The organism is Pseudomonas marincola, from assembly GCF_900116605.1.
GTDB classification, from domain to species: domain Bacteria; phylum Pseudomonadota; class Gammaproteobacteria; order Pseudomonadales; family Pseudomonadaceae; genus Aquipseudomonas; species Aquipseudomonas marincola.
Genome location: NZ_FPBC01000019.1, coordinates 39528 through 62363 on the forward strand (window position 1 = coordinate 39528; position 22836 = coordinate 62363).

Annotated in this window: 14 protein-coding genes; 10 read left to right on the forward strand and 4 right to left on the reverse strand. The window is 57.6% G+C overall.

What is annotated here, in order from left to right; genetic code table 11:
* Positions 1–1867 precede the first annotated feature (1867 nt).
* Both BM395_RS21420 and BM395_RS21425 read left to right on the forward strand, forming a co-directional pair.
* Positions 1868–2455, forward strand: a complete 588-nt coding sequence (locus BM395_RS21420; RefSeq protein WP_090515548.1) for a cytokinin riboside 5'-monophosphate phosphoribohydrolase — start codon at positions 1868–1870, stop codon at positions 2453–2455.
* A gap of 66 nt (positions 2456–2521) precedes the next feature.
* Positions 2522–3466, forward strand: coding sequence for a DUF808 domain-containing protein (locus BM395_RS21425; RefSeq protein ID WP_090515551.1), 945 nt, complete (start codon positions 2522–2524; stop codon positions 3464–3466).
* 78 nt (positions 3467–3544) lie between these two features.
* Here BM395_RS21425 and BM395_RS21430 read toward each other — a convergent pair whose 3' ends face one another.
* The 4 genes from BM395_RS21430 to BM395_RS21445 form a co-directional block, all read right to left on the reverse strand.
* Positions 3545–4396 (reverse strand): mechanosensitive ion channel family protein, encoded by an 852-nt coding sequence (locus BM395_RS21430; protein ID WP_069897950.1) that lies wholly within the window; start codon positions 4394–4396, stop codon positions 3545–3547.
* A gap of 239 nt (positions 4397–4635) precedes the next feature.
* Positions 4636–5559 (reverse strand): transglutaminase family protein, encoded by a 924-nt coding sequence (locus BM395_RS21435; protein WP_090515553.1) that lies wholly within the window; start codon positions 5557–5559, stop codon positions 4636–4638.
* A complete protein-coding gene (locus tag BM395_RS21440; protein ID WP_090515555.1) occupies positions 5556–8051 on the reverse strand; it encodes a circularly permuted type 2 ATP-grasp protein in 2496 nt (831 codons plus the stop codon). Before BM395_RS21440 ends, BM395_RS21435 begins: the two co-directional genes overlap by 4 nt.
* A gap of 51 nt (positions 8052–8102) precedes the next feature.
* Positions 8103–11393, reverse strand: a complete 3291-nt coding sequence (locus tag BM395_RS21445; RefSeq protein ID WP_090515557.1) for a transglutaminase family protein — start codon at positions 11391–11393, stop codon at positions 8103–8105.
* A gap of 292 nt (positions 11394–11685) precedes the next feature.
* Between BM395_RS21445 and BM395_RS21450 the strand changes: the two genes are divergently transcribed.
* The 8 genes from BM395_RS21450 to pgi all read left to right on the forward strand — a co-directional run bounded on the left by BM395_RS21450 (position 11686) and on the right by pgi (position 22681).
* The gene (locus BM395_RS21450) at positions 11686–11862 is read left to right on the forward strand and encodes a hypothetical protein (RefSeq protein WP_003244646.1); all 177 of its coding nucleotides are present in this window, start codon (positions 11686–11688) and stop codon (positions 11860–11862) included.
* Positions 11846–14800, forward strand: coding sequence for a sensor histidine kinase (locus BM395_RS21455; protein WP_170860635.1), 2955 nt, complete (start codon positions 11846–11848; stop codon positions 14798–14800). The genes BM395_RS21450 and BM395_RS21455 overlap by 17 nt, the downstream gene beginning before the upstream one ends.
* A gap of 174 nt (positions 14801–14974) precedes the next feature.
* The gene (locus tag BM395_RS21460) at positions 14975–16399 is read left to right on the forward strand and encodes a sigma-54-dependent transcriptional regulator (RefSeq protein WP_090515559.1); all 1425 of its coding nucleotides are present in this window, start codon (positions 14975–14977) and stop codon (positions 16397–16399) included.
* A gap of 674 nt (positions 16400–17073) precedes the next feature.
* Positions 17074–18468, forward strand: coding sequence for a polynucleotide adenylyltransferase PcnB (locus BM395_RS21465; protein WP_069897955.1), 1395 nt, complete (start codon positions 17074–17076; stop codon positions 18466–18468).
* Positions 18468–18962 (forward strand): 2-amino-4-hydroxy-6-hydroxymethyldihydropteridine diphosphokinase, encoded by a 495-nt coding sequence (folK, locus tag BM395_RS21470; RefSeq protein ID WP_069897956.1) that lies wholly within the window; start codon positions 18468–18470, stop codon positions 18960–18962. The genes BM395_RS21465 and folK overlap by 1 nt, the downstream gene beginning before the upstream one ends.
* Before the next feature lie 255 nt (positions 18963–19217).
* Positions 19218–20018, forward strand: coding sequence for a 3-methyl-2-oxobutanoate hydroxymethyltransferase (gene panB / locus BM395_RS21475; protein WP_090515560.1), 801 nt, complete (start codon positions 19218–19220; stop codon positions 20016–20018).
* Positions 20015–20863 (forward strand): pantoate--beta-alanine ligase, encoded by an 849-nt coding sequence (gene panC, locus BM395_RS21480; RefSeq protein WP_090515561.1) that lies wholly within the window; start codon positions 20015–20017, stop codon positions 20861–20863. Before panB ends, panC begins: the two co-directional genes overlap by 4 nt.
* A gap of 153 nt (positions 20864–21016) precedes the next feature.
* Positions 21017–22681 carry a glucose-6-phosphate isomerase gene (pgi, locus tag BM395_RS21485; protein ID WP_090515562.1) on the forward strand — a complete coding sequence of 555 codons (1665 nt, stop codon included), beginning with the start codon at positions 21017–21019 and terminating at the stop codon, positions 22679–22681.
* Positions 22682–22836 lie beyond the last annotated feature (155 nt).

Sequence of the window (22836 nt, forward strand, 5' to 3'; positions counted from 1 at the left end):
AGATCTTTGAAAAGCCCACCGCACTAAGGCTGTATCAATACATACCAGAGTTACCCACAACTCACTCCACAGATAAGCGGGATAACTACTTGCCGGCAATTTCTCCGATTGCGTTCAAGTGCTTGATAAACCTTGACTTATGACACCCGCCCAGAACTTTTTATCCCTGAAAAACAACTGATCAAAAAACAACCATATCGCGCAAAGCCACGTGGTTATTGGGCTTCAGCAATGCATACCGATGTTACCCACAGCTCGCTCCACAGATAAACGGGATAACTGACAGCGCGACTGTAAGTGTTTGATTGGTTGTAAAAAGCTCGCGCTCCACAGTAAAGAACCCGCTTGTGGATGCAGCGTGATTATTTGATCAAATTTCAATCAATCCCGCTCAGACCCTGTGGTTAAAGGCTTTCAGCGATACATACCGATGTTACCCACAACTCCCTCCACAGATAGTCGGGATAACTGCACAAGTCTGAACCTCCGCCTGCCCGTAACCTCTTGAATAAGCGGCAAAACTTCTTGACTTGCTGATCCTTGCGCAATCTTTTTACGGACCGATTGCAACTGATCATATTTTGAACAGAACTCTGTAAGCCGCTTGGTTATTGGCTTACAGCAATGCATACCGAAGTTACCCACAGTTAAATCCCCAGATAGCAGGGATAACTATTCTGCAGTGCCTCGTAAGCCACTGAATTAAGGCAGTTTAATTTCGGGCAAGGCCGAGCGATGCGGGTTGATCCTGTGGCTCACTACCATGCACACGAGCTGTTCGTTTTTTGATCAAATCTCTGTAAGCCTTATGTTTAAAGGCCTACAGCAATACATACCGATGTTACCCACAGCTAAATCCCCAGATAGTCGGGATAGTTTCTCTCGATAACGATTTTGCACGTCAGTAACGCGCTGATTTAGCGGGGAAATTCTTAAAAACAGGATGTCGTAACGTATTACCACTGCCGCAGAACAGCCACTTGTATTGAACTCAGCTGCCTGTAAGCCAGGCAGCACAGTGCCTGCAGCTGTGGAAGGAAAAGTTATACACAGCTCACCCACAGACTTTCTGGATAAGTAGTTTGATCCTGTCAACAGGGGCGTCGTGGCGCCACGAGTAAGCGCGAAAAATCAACCAGCCGCACTCAATACTATACTGATCAAAAAACAACCACATCAATGTAAGCCGCGGCTGCTGTGGCCTGCAGCAATGCATACCGATGTTATCCACAGCACACTCCACAGATAACTGGGATAAGTGAATCTACTGCGTTTTGGCTGAGTGCAATAACTGCCTGAATTAACTGAAAAAAGTCTTTACTTCAGAGCGAACCCGGCAATCTGTGCAGGCCTTGCGACAGCTGGTCAAAATTTAAACAACCCTCTGTAAGCCACTCATATCAACGCTTACAGCAATGCATACCGAACTTGTCCACAGCGCTACTCACAATATCCGTGGACAAGTTACTCAACCCGCCAGACGCTTGTGAATATGTGCTTGGAGCAGCTCCGCCGAGAACTGATCAAATAATCACCAACTGCGCCAGAACCACGCAGATACGGGGCCTGCGGGTTCTACCACCACGTTATGCACAGGCCACTCCACAGCAATTGTGGGCAACGCGCTATCACGCCCATGCAAACAATCTAAGGGCGGCCGCTCTGTGCATGCCTTAAGGTTATTGCAACTGAACAGGAGAACGATCATGCAACCGACCCACTGGCTACACCAACTTCTCGCAGCCTACGCTTGCGGCGCCTGCGGAAGCGACTGAGCCGCGAACAACAGCACAATATTCGCATCCAAACATTCGTCTCGGCGTGCCAAAACGACTAACCTGAAGCCAGTAAACTTCAGGAGTAGCCCATGGCTTTGCAGTCTGTATGTGTGTTTTGCGGCGCCAGCACTGGCACTAACCCGCTCTATCGGGAAGCGGCGGAAAATCTCGGGCGCACCCTTGCTGAACGCGGTATCCGTCTTATCTACGGTGGCGGCGCAGTTGGCTTAATGGGCGTTGTGGCAGACGCCGCAATGGTGGCGGGCGGTGAAGTGATCGGTATTATTCCGCAGAGCCTGAAACGCGCCGAGGTTGGCCACAACGGTCTGACCCGCCTTGAAGTAGTCGACGGCATGCACGCGCGCAAGGCGCGGATGGCAGAGCTCAGCGACGGCTTTATTGCACTGCCGGGCGGTCTGGGAACTCTGGAAGAACTGTTTGAAGTCTGGACCTGGGGCCAGCTGGGCTATCACGCCAAGCCACTGGGCTTGCTCGATGTGAATAACTTTTACTCCAAGCTGGGTAACTTCCTTGATCATCTGGTGGATGAAGGATTTGTCCGGGCCAAGCATCGCGCCATGCTTCAGCTCTGCGATTCTCCCGATGCCTTACTCGATGCATTTAGCCAATGGCAACCAATCGAACAGGCCCGCTGGCACGACCGCGAGCCCGATTAACTGTCTTGGCAGGCTCAAAGGTATAAACTGCGCATCTCACCCGCTTGTGGATAAGGAACCCCGCACATGGCCAGCAGCCTACTTGCTCTGATTGATGACATCGCCACACTGCTCGATGACGTGTCGTTGATGACCAAGGTTGCCGCAAAGAAAACCGCCGGTGTTCTGGGCGATGATCTGGCACTCAACGCCCAACAGGTGACCGGCGTACGCGCCGACCGTGAGCTGCCGGTGGTCTGGGCCGTGGCCAAGGGCTCATTGAAGAACAAGATGATTCTGGTGCCTGGGGCAATGCTGATAAGCGCATTTATCCCCTGGGCCATTACTCCGTTGTTGATGGTCGGCGGGGCCTTTTTGTGTTTCGAAGGCTTCGAGAAGTTGGTGCACACCTTTGGCCACAAGAAAGATGCGGATCAGGCCAAACGCCAGGCCCGCCTTGAGGCGTTGGCCAATCCTGCACAAGACATGAAGACCTTCGAGAAGGACAAGGTAAAGGGCGCTGTGCGTACCGACTTTATTCTCTCGGCTGAAATTATCGCCATCACCTTAGGCACTGTTGCAGAAGCCACTCTGATTGAGCAGTTCGCCGTACTTTGCGGCATTGCGGTGGTGATTACTGCCGGGGTTTACGGGCTGGTAGCAGCCATCGTCAAGCTTGATGACGCGGGCCTGTATTTGTCTCAGCGCGAAGGTGAAGGCGCGGGGACGGGCCTTGTGCGCAGCTTCGGTAACGGCATTCTGAAAACAGCTCCGTACCTGATGAAGGGCTTATCGATTGTCGGCACCATCGCCATGTTTCTGGTGGGTGGCGGCATTCTTACCCACGGCGTACCGGTTGCCCATCACTTTGTTGAACATGCTGGCGAGGTTATTTCAGCCTCTAGCGGCGTGGCATTTCTCGGCTCGATAGCGCCGAGCCTCATGCACGGAGTTATCGGTGTGATTGCCGGCGCCATTGTGCTTGCGGCGGTGAAACTGTTCGGCCGGATCAAGCACGCCGTCAGCGCCTGAGCGGATTAGCGGGGCTATATCGCTGCCTCAGACACAAAAACGCCGGAGCATACTCCGGCGTTTTTGTGTCCCACCGCTTTAACTGGCGGGCTGCTGCATGATGATGGTTTGCGCCGGCATCGGTGCGGGGAAACCGCCCTCGCCCAACGCGTCCTTGATCACCGCATTGGTGTCGAAATACACCTGCCAGTAATGGTCGGTATGGCAATAAGGACGCACAGCCAGCACAGGGCCAACCAGATTGAACTCGAGAATCTCGACATCCACCGCCGGGTTCGCCATCACATTGTCGATGGCGCTGATGCGCTCTTTGAGCAGCGCCACTGCCGCTTTGTAGTCCGCGGCGCCAGACAGCTGCGCTTTCAACTCGACGCGGCGATAAGCGTTATGTGAGTAGTTTTGGATATTGTCGGAGAAAATCTTGTTGTTGCCGATCAGGGTCAACACGTTATCCGGGGTATTGATCCCGGTAACGAACAGGCCGATCTCGGTCACAGTGCCGGTTACGCCGCCTGCCGAGATGAAGTCACCCACTTTGAATGGCCGCAGCACGATGATGAAACCACCCGCCGCCAGGTTGGCCAGCAAACCCGACCAGGCCATGCCAATTGCCAAGCCTACTGCCGCGATCAATGCAGCAAGGCTGGTGGTCTGCACACCGAAGTAGCCAAGAATACCGATGACCAGAATGATGTTGAGGGTGACCGAAATGAAGTTACCCACATAGCGCAGAACGGTTGGATCAACCTTCTGCTGGCCAAGGGCCTTTTGCACCATGCTGATCGCCACGCCGATGAGCCAGCGACCGACGACCCAGAACGCAATTGCCGAAAGGATCTTGATCGCAAACGCAGCGCCGTATTGGGTGACCAGGTTGTAGAGCGCGTTGAGTTTTTCCGTACCGATATTGACTATCGTTGTGTCATCCATAGCCTGCTCCGAAATGCGAGGAATAATGCTGGAATAGCATTGCCGTCCTGTTCTCGCTGTCTACCGCAAGCCCGCGCTCTGCGCAGCCTAAAACAAACGATAACTAACCTTTAGGTCTGGACTTAAAAGTCCCATCAAAAAGTTAGCACGCAGATTGAATACCGTCGAAATTGCGCCTGAAATAAGTCTCAGCCGCAGCTAAACGCCAGCGTTTGCAGACGAGTTGTCGCTACAGACCGTTAGAGCGCGGCGAGGGATTCGCTGGCGGCGGAAATGGGCATCACTGTCACCTGAACCTCAGGGTCGTGATTACCACCGCCCAATATCACGCCGTGTAGCGGTGACACATCGGCAAAATCACGCCCCCACGCCAGAGTGATGTGTTCAAGCCCCGGGCAGACATTATTGGTCGGATCGAAATCGACCCAGCCATGCTTCGGGCAGAAAACTGAAACCCATGCATGCGACGCATCGGCGCCAATCAAACGGGCCTGGCCGGGCGGTGGCTGAGTCAACAGATAACCGCTGACATAACGTGCCGCCAAGCCGATGGAGCGTAAGCAGGCAAGCATCAGGTGAGCAAAGTCCTGACAAACACCGCGCCGCGCCTCGAGCACTTCGATCAAGGGAGTCGCCACTTGAGTAGCCACGGCGTCGAAGGTGAACTCGCTGAAAATCTTCTCCATCAACGCCTGGACACCTATCAGCAGCGGCCTGTCTGGCGGGAAACAATCTGCGGCGTAATCTGCAAACCGCTGTTTGAGATGCACATAGGGTGACTCGAAGCGATAGCGCAGCGCATTCAGCGCCTCACCGGCAAACGGTTGCCCCGAGTACCCCAGCACAGCGCGTGCCTGCTCCCAAGGTGGCGAGGCCTGTTGATGGACAACCGGACGCGGCAGAACCTCGATGTGCAAGCGCGCCAGAACACTCAGGCTGTCGTGCGGACGCTCGAACACCATGCGGGTTAACGGATTACCAAACACATCTTGCCGCTCGATGCGCTGACACGGCGGCGGACTGACCTGCAACGCCTGACCATGACAAATTTGCCAGGCACATTCACGCGGCCACAAGTGGGCCAACTGCTGGGCCAGCGAAACGGGTGCCGAATAGCGGTAATGAGTATCGTGGAGGATTTCGTACTGGGCTGAGCGCGTCATGTTGACAGGGTCCGCTTGCTGGCATCGACATGCACAAAGAAACGTAACCCCAGATTATCAGATGCCTGCCCGGCCGCCAGCGCGATGTCATCAAGCAACCCGGCGAGCCCATCCAGCACGGCCTCAATGCTGCTGGCACCGAACAATACGTTTTCCAGCGAGCTCAGCTTGAAGCTGCTCAATTGCCGCTCAAGCGTAACCAGAGCGCCGTCGTCGCTGTAATCAAAACGCTCGCCCAGATAGTCGAGCGAACGCAACAGATTGCGCAGCTGGAAGATCACGGCATGCGGGTTTTGCTCATCAAGCAACAGCAGATCCAGCACCGGGATCAGTTGGGCGAATGCCAGATAACGGGTGCGATAAGTAATGCTGCTGTTGCCCAATTCCAACAGCCACTCCAGCGCCGACTGATCCTGCGCGGCAGCATGACGTAAAAAGCCGCTGATGCTCTCCGCCATGAACTGCAGCCGCTCAATAGCACGACCAATTATCAAGAATCGCCAGCCGTCATCGCGGGTCATGTCGTCCAGGGCGAAACCAGACAAGGCCGCGAGTGACATCAGCAGACCTTCAAGGAAATCCAGTGATTCACCGACATCACCGTTGGGTTTTTGCAGCTCCTGCGCTTCACGTTGCAGCTCAAGCAGCGCCTGCCAGTTGGCTTGCGATAACTTGCCGCGCACGCTGCCTGCGGTCCAGATCAGGCGTTGCAGATTGGCCTGCAGGCTCGCCGGCCAATCCGCGCCCAGCAACGCCTCAAACAAGCGCTGCTCAAGGCTTACGAGGTCATCATCTTCTGCCGGCAGCAGCCCCAGCCGCTCACCCAAACACAGCGCCGCGTCCAGCGCCTGCGGAGCGTCATCATCAACGTAACGCCCAAGCATGATGCGCAGCAGCCGCGCGGAGTCCTCACAGCGCGCGCTGTATCGGCCAAACCAGTACAAATTCTCGACCACACGCGATGGCAGGAACGGGTCACTGCGCACCAGATCAGCCGTGCCGACCGGGCGCACGCCCTGCCAGGGTTCGTTACCGGCGACGCGGGCACCCAGCACCCAAGTATCTTTACTGGTGCCGCCACGTTGCATCGACACCACTTCGGCATCGGCATCGGCCGCCACCCGCGTCAAACCACCGGGCATTATGCGATAGCCATCGGCGCTGGCGACCGCAAATACGCGCATGCCGATCGGGCGTGCCTGCAAGTTGGCCGTTTCCTCTTCCCACACCGGAGCCTGCGAGAGCTGCGCCAGTTCGTGCGCGACATACACGTAAGGTCGGGCTTTGAGGCGCGCCATCAGTTCAGCGCGCTTGGTTGCGTCCAGTTCGCCGGGCAATACCGGGGTAAATTTTTGCGAGGGGAAACACGAGCGCAGCACCAGCGATGGCATCTTCTCCAGTGCTTCTTCGAGAACCGGCGGCTCACCGCACCACCAGCTGGCAATGGACGGTAACAGCAGCGGCTCACCTAGCAATTTCTCGCTGATGGCTGGCAAGAATCCGGGCAGCCCCGGCGACTCCAGCACGCCACTGCCCAGCGCATTAGCCACCAACACCCGGCCCTGACGCACCGCTTCAAGCAAACCGGGCACACCCAGCTCGGAATCTGTACGCAGCTCCAGCGGGTCGCAAAAATCATCATCAAGTCGCCGCAACACAGCGTGTACCCGACGCAGGCCGGCTAGGGTTTTCAGATAAACCGTCGCCTCGCGCACCGTGAGGTCACTGCCCTCAACCAGTGGATAACCCAGTTGGCGGGCCAGATACACATGCTCGAAGTAGCTTTCGTTAAACCGCCCAGGCGTCAGTAACACCACCAGCGGCGTCTCGTCCTGCGCAGGCGCCTCGCGAGCCAGCGTGTCTTGCAGGTTACGAAAGAAGCTGGCGAGATACTGCACATGCAAATCGCGATAGAGATCAGGCCACGCCTTGGAGATGATTTGCCGGTTCTCCAGCGCATAACCCGCGCCAGATGGGGCCTGTGTACGGTCTGCGGTAACCCACCAACGACCGTCAGGAGCGCGCGCTAAATCGACCGCGTAGAAGTGCAGAAAGGTGCCGCCCGGTGGTTTGATGCCCTGACAGGCCCACAAGTAATTGTTGTGACCGAAGATCAATTCGGCCGGCAACAAGCCTTCGGCTATCAGCTCTTGCGGGCCATAGATATCGGCCAATACCTGATTCAGCAAGGTGGCGCGCTGGGCGACACCGGCGGCGATCTGTTGCCACTCATTAGCCGGGATCAGATTGGGCAGCAGGTCCAACTCCCAAGGGCGATCAGCGCCTTCGGGGTCGGCGTAAACGTTGTAAGTAACGCCGTTTTCCTGAATCTGCCGGCTGACCAACGCCTGGCGCTGCTGAATCTGCGCGGGCGTGCTGCGCTGCAACTGCTGATACAGCCGCTGCCAATGCTCGCGCACCCGCCCTTTGCTATCCAGCAGTTCGTGGTATGTGCCCGCACTTCGCGGGTAATCAGCTAGCAGGTCAGCCATCAAGGTCTCGGCAGCAAGTCAATCAGCGCTCACCAACACTAAGTTAAATGTTCAACTTCGGCGCAGGTCGAGGGTCATTGGCAATTCATTATTAGGGACTTCAGGTTGTACAAAACGCTTGCCGGGACTATGGCCGATGCGGAAGAAACGCGCCAGCCTGCGGCTCTCGGCCTCATAAGCGTTGATTGGCAAGGTCTCATAATTGCGCCCTCCGGGATGCGCCACATGGTATTGGCAACCGCCCAGCGAGCGATTCATCCACGTATCGATCAAGTCAAACACCAACGGCGCGTGAACGCCAATGGTCGGTTGCAAGCAGTTCGACGGCTGCCATGCGCGGTAACGCACACCGCCGACAAACTCACCAACTTTGCCAGTAGGCCGCATCGGCACTGCGCGGCCGTTGCAGGTCAGCACAAAGCGATCCGGCAGCATGCCCGAGACCTTGACCTGCATGCGCTCCAGCGATGAGTCGACATAGCGCACCGCACCACCGGCTGCGCCCTCCTCACCCAACACATGCCACGGTTCAAGCGCCTGCCGCAGTTCCAGTTCGATGCCCTTGACGTTGAAGTCGCCCGCGCGCGGGAACCGAAACTCCAGATGCGCCGCGAACCATTCCGGGCGCATGCGATAGCCAAAGCAGCTCAGCTCCTGCAGGACATCGGCAAAGTCCTGCTCGACATAATGCGCCAGCAGGAATCGGTCATGCAGCTCGGTGCCCCAGCGCACCAGCTTGGCCGGGGTGTAGGGTTCTTTCCAGAAGCGCGCCAGCAATGCGCGAATCAACAGCTGTTGGGCCAGGCTCATTTGTGCATGCGGCGGCATCTCGAATCCGCGCAGCTCAACCAGCCCCAAGCGCCCAGTCGCCGAGTCCGGCGAGTACAGTTTGTCGATGCAAAACTCGGCGCGATGGGTATTACCGGCCACATCCACCAGCAAGTTGCGCAGCAAACGATCAACCAGCCACGGCGGGCAATCGCGACCTGGCTCGGGCATTTGCGCGAAGGCTATTTCCAACTCGTACAAGGCATCGTTTCGCGCCTCGTCTACCCGCGGCGCCTGCGACGTCGGGCCAATAAACAAGCCCGAAAACAGGTACGACAGCGACGGATGATTGTGCCAGTAACTGATCAGGCTGCGCAGCACATCCGGACGCCGCAGGAAGGGCGAGTCGGCCGGTGTCGCACCGCCCAGAACAATATGGTTACCGCCACCCGTGCCGGTGTGACGGCCGTCGATCATGAATTTCTCGCTGCTCAGCCGGCACTGACGCGCCGCCTCATAAAGAAACTCGGTGCGTTCGACCAATTCATCCCAGCTCGACGCCGGATGAATATTGACTTCAATAACGCCCGGATCAGGCGTTATGCGGAAAAACTGCAAACGCGGATCGTGTGGCGGCTCGTAGCCTTCCAGCAATACCGGGCAATCCAGCGCTTCGGCCGTCGCTTCAATGGCGCTGACCAGTTGCAGGTAATCTTCCAGCTTGCTCAGCGGCGGCATGAACACATACAAGCGGCCATCACGCGGCTCAACGCACAGCGCGGTGCGCACGATGTTACTCGCCGATTTGCCGCGCACCGGGCGCTCGCTGGTAGAGTTCTGATTGCCCTGCCAGACGCCACGCAACTGCGCGCGCAAGGTGGCGGCGTTTGGTAAAGGCGCAAATTTTTGCGACGGGTCTTCAGGGTTTATGTACGGATAATCCTGTTTACGCACCCAGGGCTGCGACTCAAGCGGCAGGCGATAGCCCAAAGGCGAATCCCCAGGCACCAGCCGGCAATGCTCGCCGCGCAGGAACCAACTGCCGGTCTGCCAACCCACGCCACTGTCCAGTCGCGCCAACGGCAATACATAGCCGACAACCTTATCGAGGCCCTGCTCGAATACTTTGCGCAGCCGCTCGCGCGCCAGCGGGTCTGACAGCTTCGGGTCCTGCGGGGTGACGTTGTCGGGCAACGAGCCTTCTTTCCACAGGTAATACAGCCAGTCTTCATAAGCTGCAAAAGCGTGCTCGCCGGTAATGCCCAAACGCTCGGCCAGTGACGCAACGAACGCGGCAGCTTGCGCCGCGTCTGCGCCGTAGTCGGTTTGTTCATCGGCATAAAGCGCCGGGTTGTGCCAGATCGGCTGATGGTCGCGACGCCAGTAACAGTTGAGTGACCAGCGCGGCAATTGCTCACCGGGATACCATTTGCCCTGACCAAAATGCACCAAAGACTGCGGCGCGTAATGCTCACGTAGCAGCGTGAACAGATCACTGGCCAGGCGGCGTTTATTCGGCCCCAATGCGGCGACGTTCCACTCATCGTCATCCGGATAATCCAGCGCCACAAAGGTCGGCTCGCCGCCCATGGTCAGGCGTACATCCGCACTTAACAGGTCTGCATCCACCTGTTTGCCCACTGCATTGATCGCGTTCCATTGTTGCTCGGAATAAGGCTTGGTAACGCGTGGCGCCTCCCAGATACGCTCGACATGCATTTCATGCACAAGCTCACTGTCGCATTCATCCACGCCGCCGGTAATCGGCGCAGCGGAGGATGGTTCCGGGCTGCAGGCCAATGGGATATGCCCCTCACCGGCAAACAAACCGCTGGTTGCATCCAGCCCAACCCAACCGGCGCCTGGCAGATAAACCTCGCACCAGGCGTGCAAATCGGTGAAATCAACTTCGGTGCCGGAAGGCCCATCAAGCGCTTTGACGTCTGCGCTGAGCTGGATCAGATACCCCGAAACAAACCGTGCAGCTAACCCGAGGTGGCGCAGCAGCTGCACCAGCAGCCAAGCGGAGTCGCGACACGAGCCCGAGCCGTTGCTCAGCGTCTCATCCGGGCTCTGCACGCCCGGCTCCATGCGGATCAGGTAGGCAATATCCGCCGCCACCCGCTGATTGATCGCCACCAGAAAATCGATGCTGGGGGTGGGCGTCAGCTCTATCGCTTGCAAGTACTTGGCAAAGCGCTCGGTGGCCGGCAGTTTGACCCGATACGGTGCAAGCTCGCGCTGCTCGCTGTCAGTGTAATCGAACGGGATTTTCTCGGCGTAAGGCTCAAGGAAAAAGTCGAATGGGTTGAACACCGCCATCTCGGCGACCAGATCAACCTCCACCTTCAACTCGGTGGTCTTCTCGGGAAACACCACACGGGCGAGATAATTGCCCTGTGGATCTTGCTGCCAGTTGATGAAATGCTCACCCGGCTCTACGTTCAAAGAATATGACAGCACACGGGTACGGCTGTGAGCCGCCGGGCGCAGGCGAATAATCTGCGGCCCAAGATTCACCGCACGGTCGTAGCGGTAATGAGTAACGTGGTGCAGCGCAATATGAATCGACACAGCATGCCTCCCGCGAGCCTTGACGATAACCGGACAGCGCAAGAGTTATGCCAGCCGCGTCGCAGCGCGAGATGGCATGCGGGCAGCAACGCGAAAGGCACCAAAACAGCGCACAAACCGGAAGGAACTTCGGGGCACGCACAAAAGCGGCCCCTGGATAGCAATCAGCGCAGGCCAAACTCCCTGGCCCTGCGTTCGCATGTTGTAACCGGCCTCAACTGCTTTACGCCAGCAACTTACCTACTGTGGCGTGCATCCGGTAACATCAGCAGACCGAAATAAGAGACGCCGCATGTATATTTATCGCTTGGTTCTGATTCTGGTGGTGGGAATCTACCTGTTTTCCCCTGCCATCATGGACTGGTGGATCGACCCCAATGGCGCCTGGTATCGGCCTTACTTGCTGTGGCTGATCCTGATTGTTGTGACCTTTATTCTGCAGAGTCAGCGTGATGCCGATGAGCTTTAGCATTAGCCAGCTGGTTCTGATCAGCGCCGCCTATCTCCTGACCCTGTTCGGTGTCGCGTGGGTCAGCGAACGCGGCGTAATCCCGCGCTGGATCATTCGCCACCCGATGACCTACATCCTCTCGCTCGGCGTGTATGCCAGCGCGTGGGCGTTTTACGGCACCGTCGGCTTGGCCTATCAATACGGCTACGGCTTTCTGGCCAGCTACCTCGGCGTCTCCGGCGCATTCTTGCTGGCGCCCGTGCTGCTCTACCCGATATTGAAGATAACCCGCACCTATCAGTTGTCGTCACTGGCTGACCTGTTTGCCTTCCGTTTTCGCAGCACCTGGGCCGGCGCGCTCACAACCCTGTTCATGCTGATCGGGGTACTGCCGCTGCTGGCGTTACAGATTCAGGCAGTGGCCGACTCGATCGGCATTCTCACCCGTGAGGCCATGCAAGCCAGGGTAGCGGTGGGATATTGCGCCTTGATGATACTGTTCAGCATTCTGTTTGGCGCCCGCCACATTGCCACTCGCGAGAAACACGAAGGCCTGGTTTTCGCCATTGCCTTCGAGTCGGTGGTGAAGCTGGTTGCCTTGGGCGCAATCGGTCTCTACGCGCTGTACAGCGTATTCAATGGCCCGGGCGATCTTGAACACTGGCTGGTGCAGAATCAGGTCGCGCTGAACAGCCTGCACACACCGCTGCAGGAAGGCCCATGGCGAACCCTGCTGTTGGTGTTCTTTGCCTCGGCGATTGTCATGCCGCACATGTACCACATGACCTTCACCGAAAACCTCAACCCACGCGCAATGATCAGCGCAAGTTGGGGCGTACCGCTGTTTCTGCTGCTGATGAGCCTGCCGATACCGCTGATTCTCTGGGCGGGCCTGAAAACGGGGGTAAACATCAGCCCGGAATACTTCACCCTCGGTTTGGGCCTGGCGGTAAACAGCGAAGCACTGGCGATGATCGCCTTCGTTGGCGGCCTGTCCGCATCAAGCGGCCTGATTATTGTGACCACACTGGCGCTCTCGGGCATGGTGCTCAATCACGTGGTCCTGCCGATGTATCAGCCGCCGGCTGAGGGCAATATCTACCGTTGGTTGAAGTGGACACGCCGCGCCCTGATCTGCGCCATCATTCTCGCGGCTTATGGCTTCTATGCCTTGCTCAAGTCTGAGCAGGATCTGGCAAGCCTGGGCATTGTTGCCTTTGTTGCCACTTTGCAATTTCTGCCGGGCGTGCTCTCTGTGCTGTATTGGCCAACAGCCAACCGACGCGGCTTCATTGCCGGTTTACTCGCCGGCATCGTGGTCTGGTCGCTGGGCATGCTGCTGCCGTTGCTGGGCAACTACGACGGCGTATTCGTCCCGGTTCTGAACATCATCTACATTCTCGATGACGACAGCTGGCACCTTGCAGCCATTGCGTCGCTGGCTGCAAACGTTCTGGTATTCACTCTGGTGTCGGTGTTCACCGATGCCAGTGAAGAGGAAAAAAGCGCCGCAGAAGCCTGTGCCGTCGATAACGTCCGGCGCCCGCAACGTCGCGAGCTGGTCGCCCTGTCGCCACAAGAATTCGCCGCACAACTGGCCAAGCCATTGGGCGCAAAAACCGCACAGCGCGAGGTTGAACAAGCGCTGCGCGACTTGCATCTGCCGTTTGACGAAGGTCGCCCTTATGCCCTGCGTCGCCTGCGCGACCGCATTGAAGCCAACCTTTCCGGCCTGATGGGCCCAAGCGTGGCGCAGGATATTGTCGAGACGTTTCTGGCGTACAAGTCTGAGAGCGAAGGCTATGTCACCGAAGACATTCACTTCATTGAAAGCCGTCTTGAGGATTATCACTCGCGCCTGACCGGGCTTGCGGCCGAGCTTGACGCCCTGCGCCGTTATCACCGGCAAACCTTGCAGGAGCTGCCAATGGGCGTTTGCTCACTGGCCAAGGATCAGGAAATCCTCATGTGGAACAAAGCCATGGAGGAACTCACCGAGATCCCAGCTCAACGTGTAGTTGGCTCACGCCTGACCACGCTGGGCGAGCCGTGGCGCAGCCTGCTCGACAGCTTTATCGAGATGCCGGATCAGCACTTACACAAACAACGCCTGACCACCGACGGCCAGAGTCGCTGGCTGAACCTGCACAAAGCGGCGATTGACGAGCCTCTGGCGCCGGGTAACAGCGGCCTGGTGTTACTGGTTGAAGACCTCACCGAAACCCAGCACCTCGAAGACAAGCTGATTCACTCCGAGCGCCTTGCCAGCATTGGCCGGCTGGCGGCCGGCGTGGCCCATGAGATTGGCAACCCGATCACCGGTATAGCCTGCCTGGCGCAAAATCTACGTGAAGAACGCGAAGACGACGGCGAGCTGACCGAGATCAGTCAGCAGATTCTCGAACAGACCAAGCGGGTAACGCGCATCGTTCACTCGCTGATGAGTTTCGCCCACTCCGGCAGCCATCAGCAGGCCGACGAGCCGGTGTGCCTTGCGCAGGTGGCGCAGGATGCAATCGGCCTGTTGTCACTCAACCGCGAAAGCATCGAGGTCCGCTTCTTCAATCTCTGCGACCCGGACCATTGGGCAGATGGCGACCCGCAACGTCTGGCTCAGGTGCTGATCAATCTGTTGTCTAACGCACGCGATGCATCGCCCGGCGGATCATCAATCCGGGTCAAGACCGAAGCGGGCGAGCACACCGTTGATCTGATTGTCGAAGATGAAGGCAGTGGCATTCCCAAGGCTATAATCGACCGACTTTTCGAGCCTTTTTTCACCACAAAGGATCCAGGAAAAGGCACCGGACTCGGCCTTGCTCTGGTCTATTCCATCGTGGAAGAGCATTATGGACAAATAACAATCGACAGCCCGGTGGACACCGCCACTCAGCGAGGCACCCGAATCAGGGTGACACTGCCACGGCATGTCGAAGCGACGTCAATAGCGACTTGAACCAGCGACACGAGCCTCGAAGCAAAATGCCTCATGCCAGCGTCAAGCCTGCTGAACTTAAACACACCAACAGCCATTGCCTGGCCATTCGGGCAATCGCGGTGCGTCTTCAGCAGCACAAGACCCGACCATGCGGTAATTGCATAAGCTCTAGAACGTCGAGAGACTGAATTGATGCCACATATTTTGATCGTCGAAGACGAAACTATTATCCGCTCTGCCCTGCGACGCCTGCTTGAACGTAACCAGTATGAAGTCAGCGAAGCCGGATCGGTGCAAGAAGCGCAGGAACGCTTCAGCATTCCAGGCTTTGACCTCATCGTCAGCGACTTGCGTCTGCCCGGCGCGCCCGGCACCGAACTGATCAAGCTCAGTGAAGGCAAGCCTGTCCTGATCATGACCAGCTACGCCAGCCTGCGCTCAGCCGTCGACTCAATGAAAATGGGCGCGGTCGACTACATCGCCAAACCCTTTGATCACGATGAAATGCTCCAGGCAGTTGCGCGTATTCTGCGCGACCATCGGGCAACCAGCGCAGCACAACCCGAACGCAGTACAGCGGAAGGCGCACGCGCCGATGACAAAGCCGCCGACAACCTCAATGGTGACATCGGCATTATTGGCTCCTGTTCGTCGATGCTTGAGATGTACAGCAAAATCCGCAAAGTAGCGCCGACCGATTCCAACGTGCTGATTCAGGGCGAATCCGGTACTGGTAAAGAACTGGTCGCCCGCGCCCTGCACAATCTGTCGCGCCGAGCCAAGGCGCCGCTGATATCAGTCAACTGCGCAGCCATTCCGGAATCTCTCATCGAGTCGGAACTGTTCGGCCACGAGAAAGGCGCCTTCACCGGAGCCAGCGCCGGTCGTGCTGGCTTGGTTGAGGCCGCCGATGGCGGCACCCTGTTCCTCGACGAGATCGGCGAACTCCCGCTTGAAGCGCAAGCCCGCTTGCTGCGGGTGTTGCAGGAAGGTGAAATTCGCCGCGTTGGCTCGGTGCAATCGCAGAAGGTTGATGTACGCCTGATTGCAGCCACCCACCGCGACCTGAAAACGCTGGCGAAAACCGGCCAGTTCCGCGAAGACCTGTTCTACCGCCTGCACGTCATCGCCCTGAAACTGCCACCGTTGCGCGAGCGTGGCAGTGACGTAATGGAAATCGCCCTGGCGTTCTTAAGCCGCCAGTCGAAGCGCATCAACCGCGACGACCTGCACTTTGCCCACGACGCTGAACAAGCCATTCGCCAGTACCCGTGGCCCGGTAACGTGCGGGAGTTGGAGAACGCGATTGAGCGGGCAGTGATCCTGTGCGAAAGCGCCGCCATTTCAGCCGAACTGCTGGGCATCGATGTCGAACTCGACGACCTTGATGACGACGACCCTTACAGCGAAGCGCATAACCCGACAAGCAGCACCAGCATGGAACCGACCGAGGACCTGTCACTGGAAGACTACTTCCAGCACTTCGTTCTCGAGCACCAGGAACACATGACTGAGACCGAGCTTGCACGCAAATTGGGCATCAGCCGTAAGTGCCTGTGGGAACGCCGCCAGCGCCTGGGTATTCCACGCCGCAAATCGGGCACAACCGCGGAGTAGCGCGTGTGCGCCCAGCGGCGTGAGGTTGTTACCCCACGCCAGAGCAGGTAACAGAAGCCGGGACTTACGGTAACGTAACCCCGGCTTTTTCATGCCCGAAGAAAACACCAAAATCACTAAGCGATTGATTTTAAAGCACTTTTAAAAGTTGGCACGGCATCTGCTTTCTTTAGGGCACAACAACAATAACAAGCAGCAAAAAAAATAATAAAAATAAGACGTATCGACTCCATAACAACAAAAACAACAAGCCGGAGGCGCAGCTAACTGATTCTTTTGGAGAGGACATGTTTTTGGGATTGACCCCACAACCGGACTGAGAACAATAAAACTGCTTATAAGCAGCGCCCGAACTGGTTGGATCACTGGATGATCATTGCAATGTCAGCGTCCAAACAAATCCGTTTGCTATTAATCCTCTCATTGAGAGGTTTTCCACAGGTCGCAGACCTGATGGAACGGGTAAATTTACAAAAACAACAAGCCCGCAATAATAACAATAAAGAATGTAACTACTTGAAGGGGAGCTTAGGCTCCCCTTGTAGTTTGTGCTCGGTAATTCCCCGCCTGATTTCTTTCCGTCCTACACGATTGCCCCACTCAATGCTAGAATCCGCGCCATCCTTGCGGTCATCATTGAAACTGGCCGGCCATTTCGTCAAACAGTGCACCCCATGCTGAAAAAGCTGTTCAAGTCATTTCGCACACCGTTGCGTCGCAATAAGCACTCGCACAGTACCCCCGAGGTGCTGACGAGCCACCAGCACCCGATCAAGCGCGGGCAGATCAGTCGCTATGCCGTGAGCATTGTCGAGCGCCTGCAAAATGCCGGTTATCAGGCTTATCTGGTGGGTGGCTGCGTACGCGACCTGTTGCTCGATATCGACCCGAAAGACTTCGATGTCGCCACCAGTGCAACCCCCGAACAAGTCAAAGCCGAGTTCCGCAATGCGCGAATCATTGGCCGACGCTTTCGTCTGGTGCATGTGCACTTTGGCCGCGAAATCATTGAGGTTGCGACGTTCCGCGCCAATCACCCGCAGGGCGATGAGCCGCAAAACAGCAACCAGTCTTCGCGCAACGAGAGCGGCCGAATTCTGCGGGACAATGTCTACGGTAATCTGGAAGACGATGCCCAGCGTCGAGACTTCACGATTAACGCGCTGTATTACGACCCGGTCAGCGAACGCATTCTCGACTACGCCAATGGCGCGCACGATATTCGCAACAACCTGATCCGCCTGATTGGCGACCCGACTCAGCGTTACCAGGAAGACCCGGTGCGGATGCTGCGGGCGGTGCGTTTTGCTGCCAAGCTGGATTTCGACATCGAGAAGCACACCGCGGCGCCGATCTACACGTTGGCGCCGATGCTGGGTGAGATTCCTTCTGCGCGCTTGTTTGAAGAAGTTCTCAAGTTGTTCCTCGCCGGTTACGCGGTGTTCACCTACGACCTGCTGGTTGATTACGGCCTGCTTGAGCAGCTGTTCCCGGCCACCGCCAAGGCGCTGCGTGACAACCCGGACTACACCGACGACTTGATTCACAATGCGCTGAGCAACACCGACCTGCGCATCCAGCAGAACAAACCGGTCACGCCGGCGTTCCTGTTTGCCGCACTGCTCTGGCCTGCGCTACCGGCCCGCGTGCTGAAACTTCAGGAACGCGGCATGCCGGCGATTCCGGCCATGCAGGAAGCAGCGCATGACCTGATCAACGAGCAATGCCAGCGCATCGCCATTCCCAAGCGTTTCACCATGCCGATTCGCGAGATCTGGGATATGCAGGAACGCCTGCCCCGGCGCAGCGGCAAGCGTGCCGATCAGCTCCTTGAGAACCCGCGTTTCCGCGCTGGCTATGACTTCCTGCTGCTGCGCGAGAGCGCCGGTGAGGAAACCAACGGCCTTGGCGACTGGTGGACGCTTTATCAGGAAGCCAGTGACAGCGAGCGGCGCAATATGATTCGCGACCTGAGCTCGTCTAAAGATGACTCGGCGCCGCGCAAACGCCGGCGTGGCGGCAACAAGCGCAAGCGCAGCCCGTCTGGCGAAGGCGCTGGCAACGAATAATGGCCCGGGTATTTATCGGCCTCGGCAGTAATCTGGCCGAGCCCCTTGTGCAATTACGCGGCGCGCTGAATGCCATCGCCGCGCTGCCCGGGACACGCCTGCAAAACACCTCGTCGTTTTACTCAAGCGACCCACTCGGCCCGCAAGACCAGCCGCGTTATGTCAACGCCGTCGCCGAGATCGAAACCAGCCTGCAACCTTTGCAAGTGCTTGATGCCCTGCAAGCCATCGAGCTTGACCAGGGCCGCGTTCGCAAAGCTGAACGCTGGGGCCCGCGCACCCTCGATCTGGATATTCTGCTGTTCGATAACCAGCGCATTGATCTGCCGCGCCTGACGGTGCCGCATTACCACATGCATGCCCGCGCATTCGTGCTCTATCCGCTGGCCGAAATAGCCCCCGATCTGGTGTTACCTGACGGGCGCAGCCTCAATGATTTATTGGCGGCCTGCCCCTTCACAGGTCTTGAGCGGCTGGCGCCAGCTGCGCACTGAACCCGTTGCCTTGCAGCCCCGATGGGCGTGGGCTCTGAGCCGATACACCGGACACAATTAAACCTATAATTCGCCAACCAGATGCGCCTGGGTGCACCCGCTAGTAACAAGACGGTAACACCTGCAATTGACTTCATGCCCGCCCATCTGGACTATAGGCGTCCCGTTGCCAAGCACCGGTGAGAACCGAGGCCAATGCAGGCCAATATGGAGCTGTTTAACAGCCTACTGAATGCCTGAGTGAGGACCATTTTCATGCCTGATATAACCCTGACAACTCTGCAAAATCTCAAGCAGAGTGGCGAGAAGATCGCCATGCTGACCGCCTATGACGCCACCTTTGCGCACGTCGCATGCCAGGCAGGCGTTGAAATTCTGCTGGTGGGTGACTCACTGGGCATGGTCCTGCAGGGACATGACAGCACCCTGCCTGTCAGCGTCAGCGATATGGCTTATCACGTCGCCTGCGTCAAACGCGGAAATCAGGGCGCGCTGATCCTGGCCGACCTGCCTTTCATGGCGTATGCCACCACCGAGCAGGCGCTGGTTAACAGCGCGGCGGTAATGCAGGCTGGCGCGCACATGGTCAAACTTGAAGGTTCGGCATGGCTTGCAGAGTCCATTGCCCGTTTGGCCGAGCGCGGCGTGCCGGTTTGCGCGCACCTGGGCCTTACACCGCAGGCGGTGAATGTGCTCGGCGGCTACAAGGTTCAAGGCCGCCATGAAGCACAGGCGCGCCAGATGCGCGCGGATGCCATCGCCCTTGAGCAGGCCGGTGCGGCCATGTTGCTGCTTGAGTGCGTGCCAAGCGAGCTGGCTGAAGAAATTACCCAGGCAGTGAAAATTCCGGTTATCGGCATTGGCGCAGGCGCCGCAACAGACGGTCAGGTACTGGTCATGCACGACATGCTCGGCATGTCACTCAGTGGCCGCTCACCGAAGTTTGTGAAGAACTTCATGGAAGGTCAGAGCAGCATTCAGGCTGCCATGAGCGCCTATGTGGCCGCCGTCAAAGATCAAAGCTTCCCAGCAGCCGAACACGGATTCTCTGCATGAACACGGTTAAAACCGTCAACGAACTACGCGCGGCCATCGCCCAGGCGCGCGCGCAAGGTAAAACAATTGGCTTTGTGCCAACCATGGGCAATCTGCATGCAGGGCACATCGCACTGGTCGAGCGTGCCGCGCAGAATGCAGACTTTGTAGTGGCGAGCATTTTCGTCAACCCGCTGCAATTTGGCCCATCAGAAGATCTCGATAAATACCCTCGCACGCTTCGTGACGACCAGCAAAAGCTGGTAGATGCGGGTTGTCATCTGCTGTTTCATCCCGGCGTCGAAGACATGTACCCGCATGGCATGGACAGCCAGACTCGCGTCAGCGTGTCGGGCGTTACTGAAGGCCTGTGTGGCGCCAGCCGTCCCGGCCACTTCGAAGGCGTAGCAACCGTTGTCAGCAAGTTGCTGAACATGGTGCAACCGGATATCGCCGTATTCGGCCAGAAGGATTACCAGCAACTCGCTGTCATCCGCATGCTGGTTCGCGATCTCAACATGCCGGTTGAAATCATCGGTGCACCCACTGTCCGCGCCGCCGACGGCCTGGCACTGTCATCGCGCAATGGTTTTCTCAGCGACCAGCAACGCGCCGCAGCCCCGGCGCTTTATCGCTCGCTGCAGCAAATTGCCGAAGCGCTGAAGGCTGGCGAGAACAACTTTGCCGCGTTGATCCAAACAGCCCAGCAGGCGCATCTGCAAGCGGGCTTTCGCCCAGACTATCTGGAAATCCGCGAAGCCTACAGCCTGCGACCAGCAACCGCTGAAGACCGCCATCTGGTCATTTTGCTGGCCGCTTTTGCCGGCACAACTCGTTTGATCGATAACCTCGTCGTTGAACGTTAGACCGCCAAACAGCCTCTTATAACTGACGCTATCGCCATGCAGCACGTGCAGGCCCGGTTTCACTGGCCTGCACAAATGCACTAAGGTAGCGGTGATAACAATGTTGGCAGCGCGACTGCCTTTAGCCCCATTAGCAAGAGGAAGCCTTACGTCATGGCGTATTACGAGCATCCGCAGGATGTCACCACCCTTCCCGCCTGGCAGGCTTTAACCCGGCACCGAGAAGCCATGCAGTCGTTCAGCATGCGCGATGCTTTCAGCTCGGACAGCCAACGTTTCGACACATTCTCGCTGAGCAGTTGCGGCCTGTTTCTCGACTACTCGAAAAACCTGATGACCGCCGAAACCCGCGACCTGCTGATGCAGCTGGCGCGCGAGTGCGGCCTGCAGGACGCCATCGAGGCGATGTACGCCGGCGAGCACCTCAACGCCTCAGAGAACCGCCCCGCGTTGCACACAGCCCTGCGCCGCCCGATTGGCGACAAGGTGCTGGTTGATGGCGAAGATGTCATGCCAGAGGTGCAGCAGGTTCTCAACAAAATGACCGCACTGGTCGGCAGCGTGCATGACGGCCTGTGGCGCGGCTACACCGAAAAGCCGATCACCGACGTAGTCAACATTGGTATCGGCGGCTCATTCCTCGGCCCGCAACTGGTCTCCGAAGCGCTGTTGCCGTTCGCCCAGCGCGGCGTGCGTTGTCATTACCTGGCCAACATTGACGGCAGCTCCTTCCATGAACTCTCGGCCAAACTGCGCGCTGAAACCACGCTGTTTATCGTCTCGTCGAAATCCTTCAGCACCCTGGAAACCCTGAAAAACGCACAGGCGGCCCGCCGCTGGTATCTCGCTCAGGGCGGCACTGAAGCAGAGCTTTATCGCCACTTTATTGCGGTTTCCAGCAACAAGCCGGCGGCCATGGCCTTCGGGATTCGTGAAGAGAACATCTTCCCGATGTGGGACTGGGTTGGCGGCCGTTACTCGCTGTGGTCGGCGATCGGTCTGCCGATTGCCATGACCATTGGCATGTCCAACTTCAAAGAGCTGTTGTCCGGCGCCTACAGTATGGACAAGCACTTCCAGACCGCTCTTTTTGAAGAAAACATGCCGGTGCTGATGGCGATGCTGGGCATCTGGTATGGCAATTTCTGGGACGCACAAAGCCAGGCGATCCTGCCGTACGACCATTACCTGCGCAATATCACCAAGCACCTGCAGCAGCTAGATATGGAGTCCAACGGCAAGCGCGTGATGCAGAACGGCCAACCGGTCAACTGCGACACCGGACCGGTGATCTGGGGCGGCGTGGGTTGTAACGGCCAGCATGCTTATCACCAGTTATTGCATCAGGGCACGCAAATGATTCCGGCTGACTTCATTGTGCCGGTGGTCAGTTATAACCCGGTGGAAGACCATCACCAGTGGCTGTACGCCAACTGCCTGTCGCAGAGCCAGGCGTTGATGCTTGGCAAATGCCGCAACGAAGCCGAAGCTGAACTGCGCAAGCAAGGGCTCAGCGAAGACCAAGTGCAGTACCTCGCGCCGCACAAGGTGATTCCGGGTAACCGCCCGAGTAACACACTGGTACTTGAACGCATCAGCCCGCGCCGTCTGGGTGCGCTGGTGGCGCTGTATGAGCACAAGGTTTTTACCCAGAGCGTGATCTGGGGCATCAACGCATTCGACCAGTGGGGCGTCGAGCTCGGCAAGGAACTGGGCAAAGGCGTTTACTCGCGTCTTACCGGCGCTGAAGCAAGCACCGCGGAAGATCAGTCTACCCAAGGCTTGATCGAATTCTTCCGCGCCCGTCACCGCGGCTAATCGCCTGCCCAAGTGGCACCTGCCCGGCAATCGGGCAGGTTGCCAGCACCAGTTTCCCCCTCCTCTTCCCCCGACAGCCGGGCGGCCAATACTTGAACCTGAGCCGCCTCGGGTCCACCCTGTAAACATCGCGGACAAACAACTACAAAGGACCC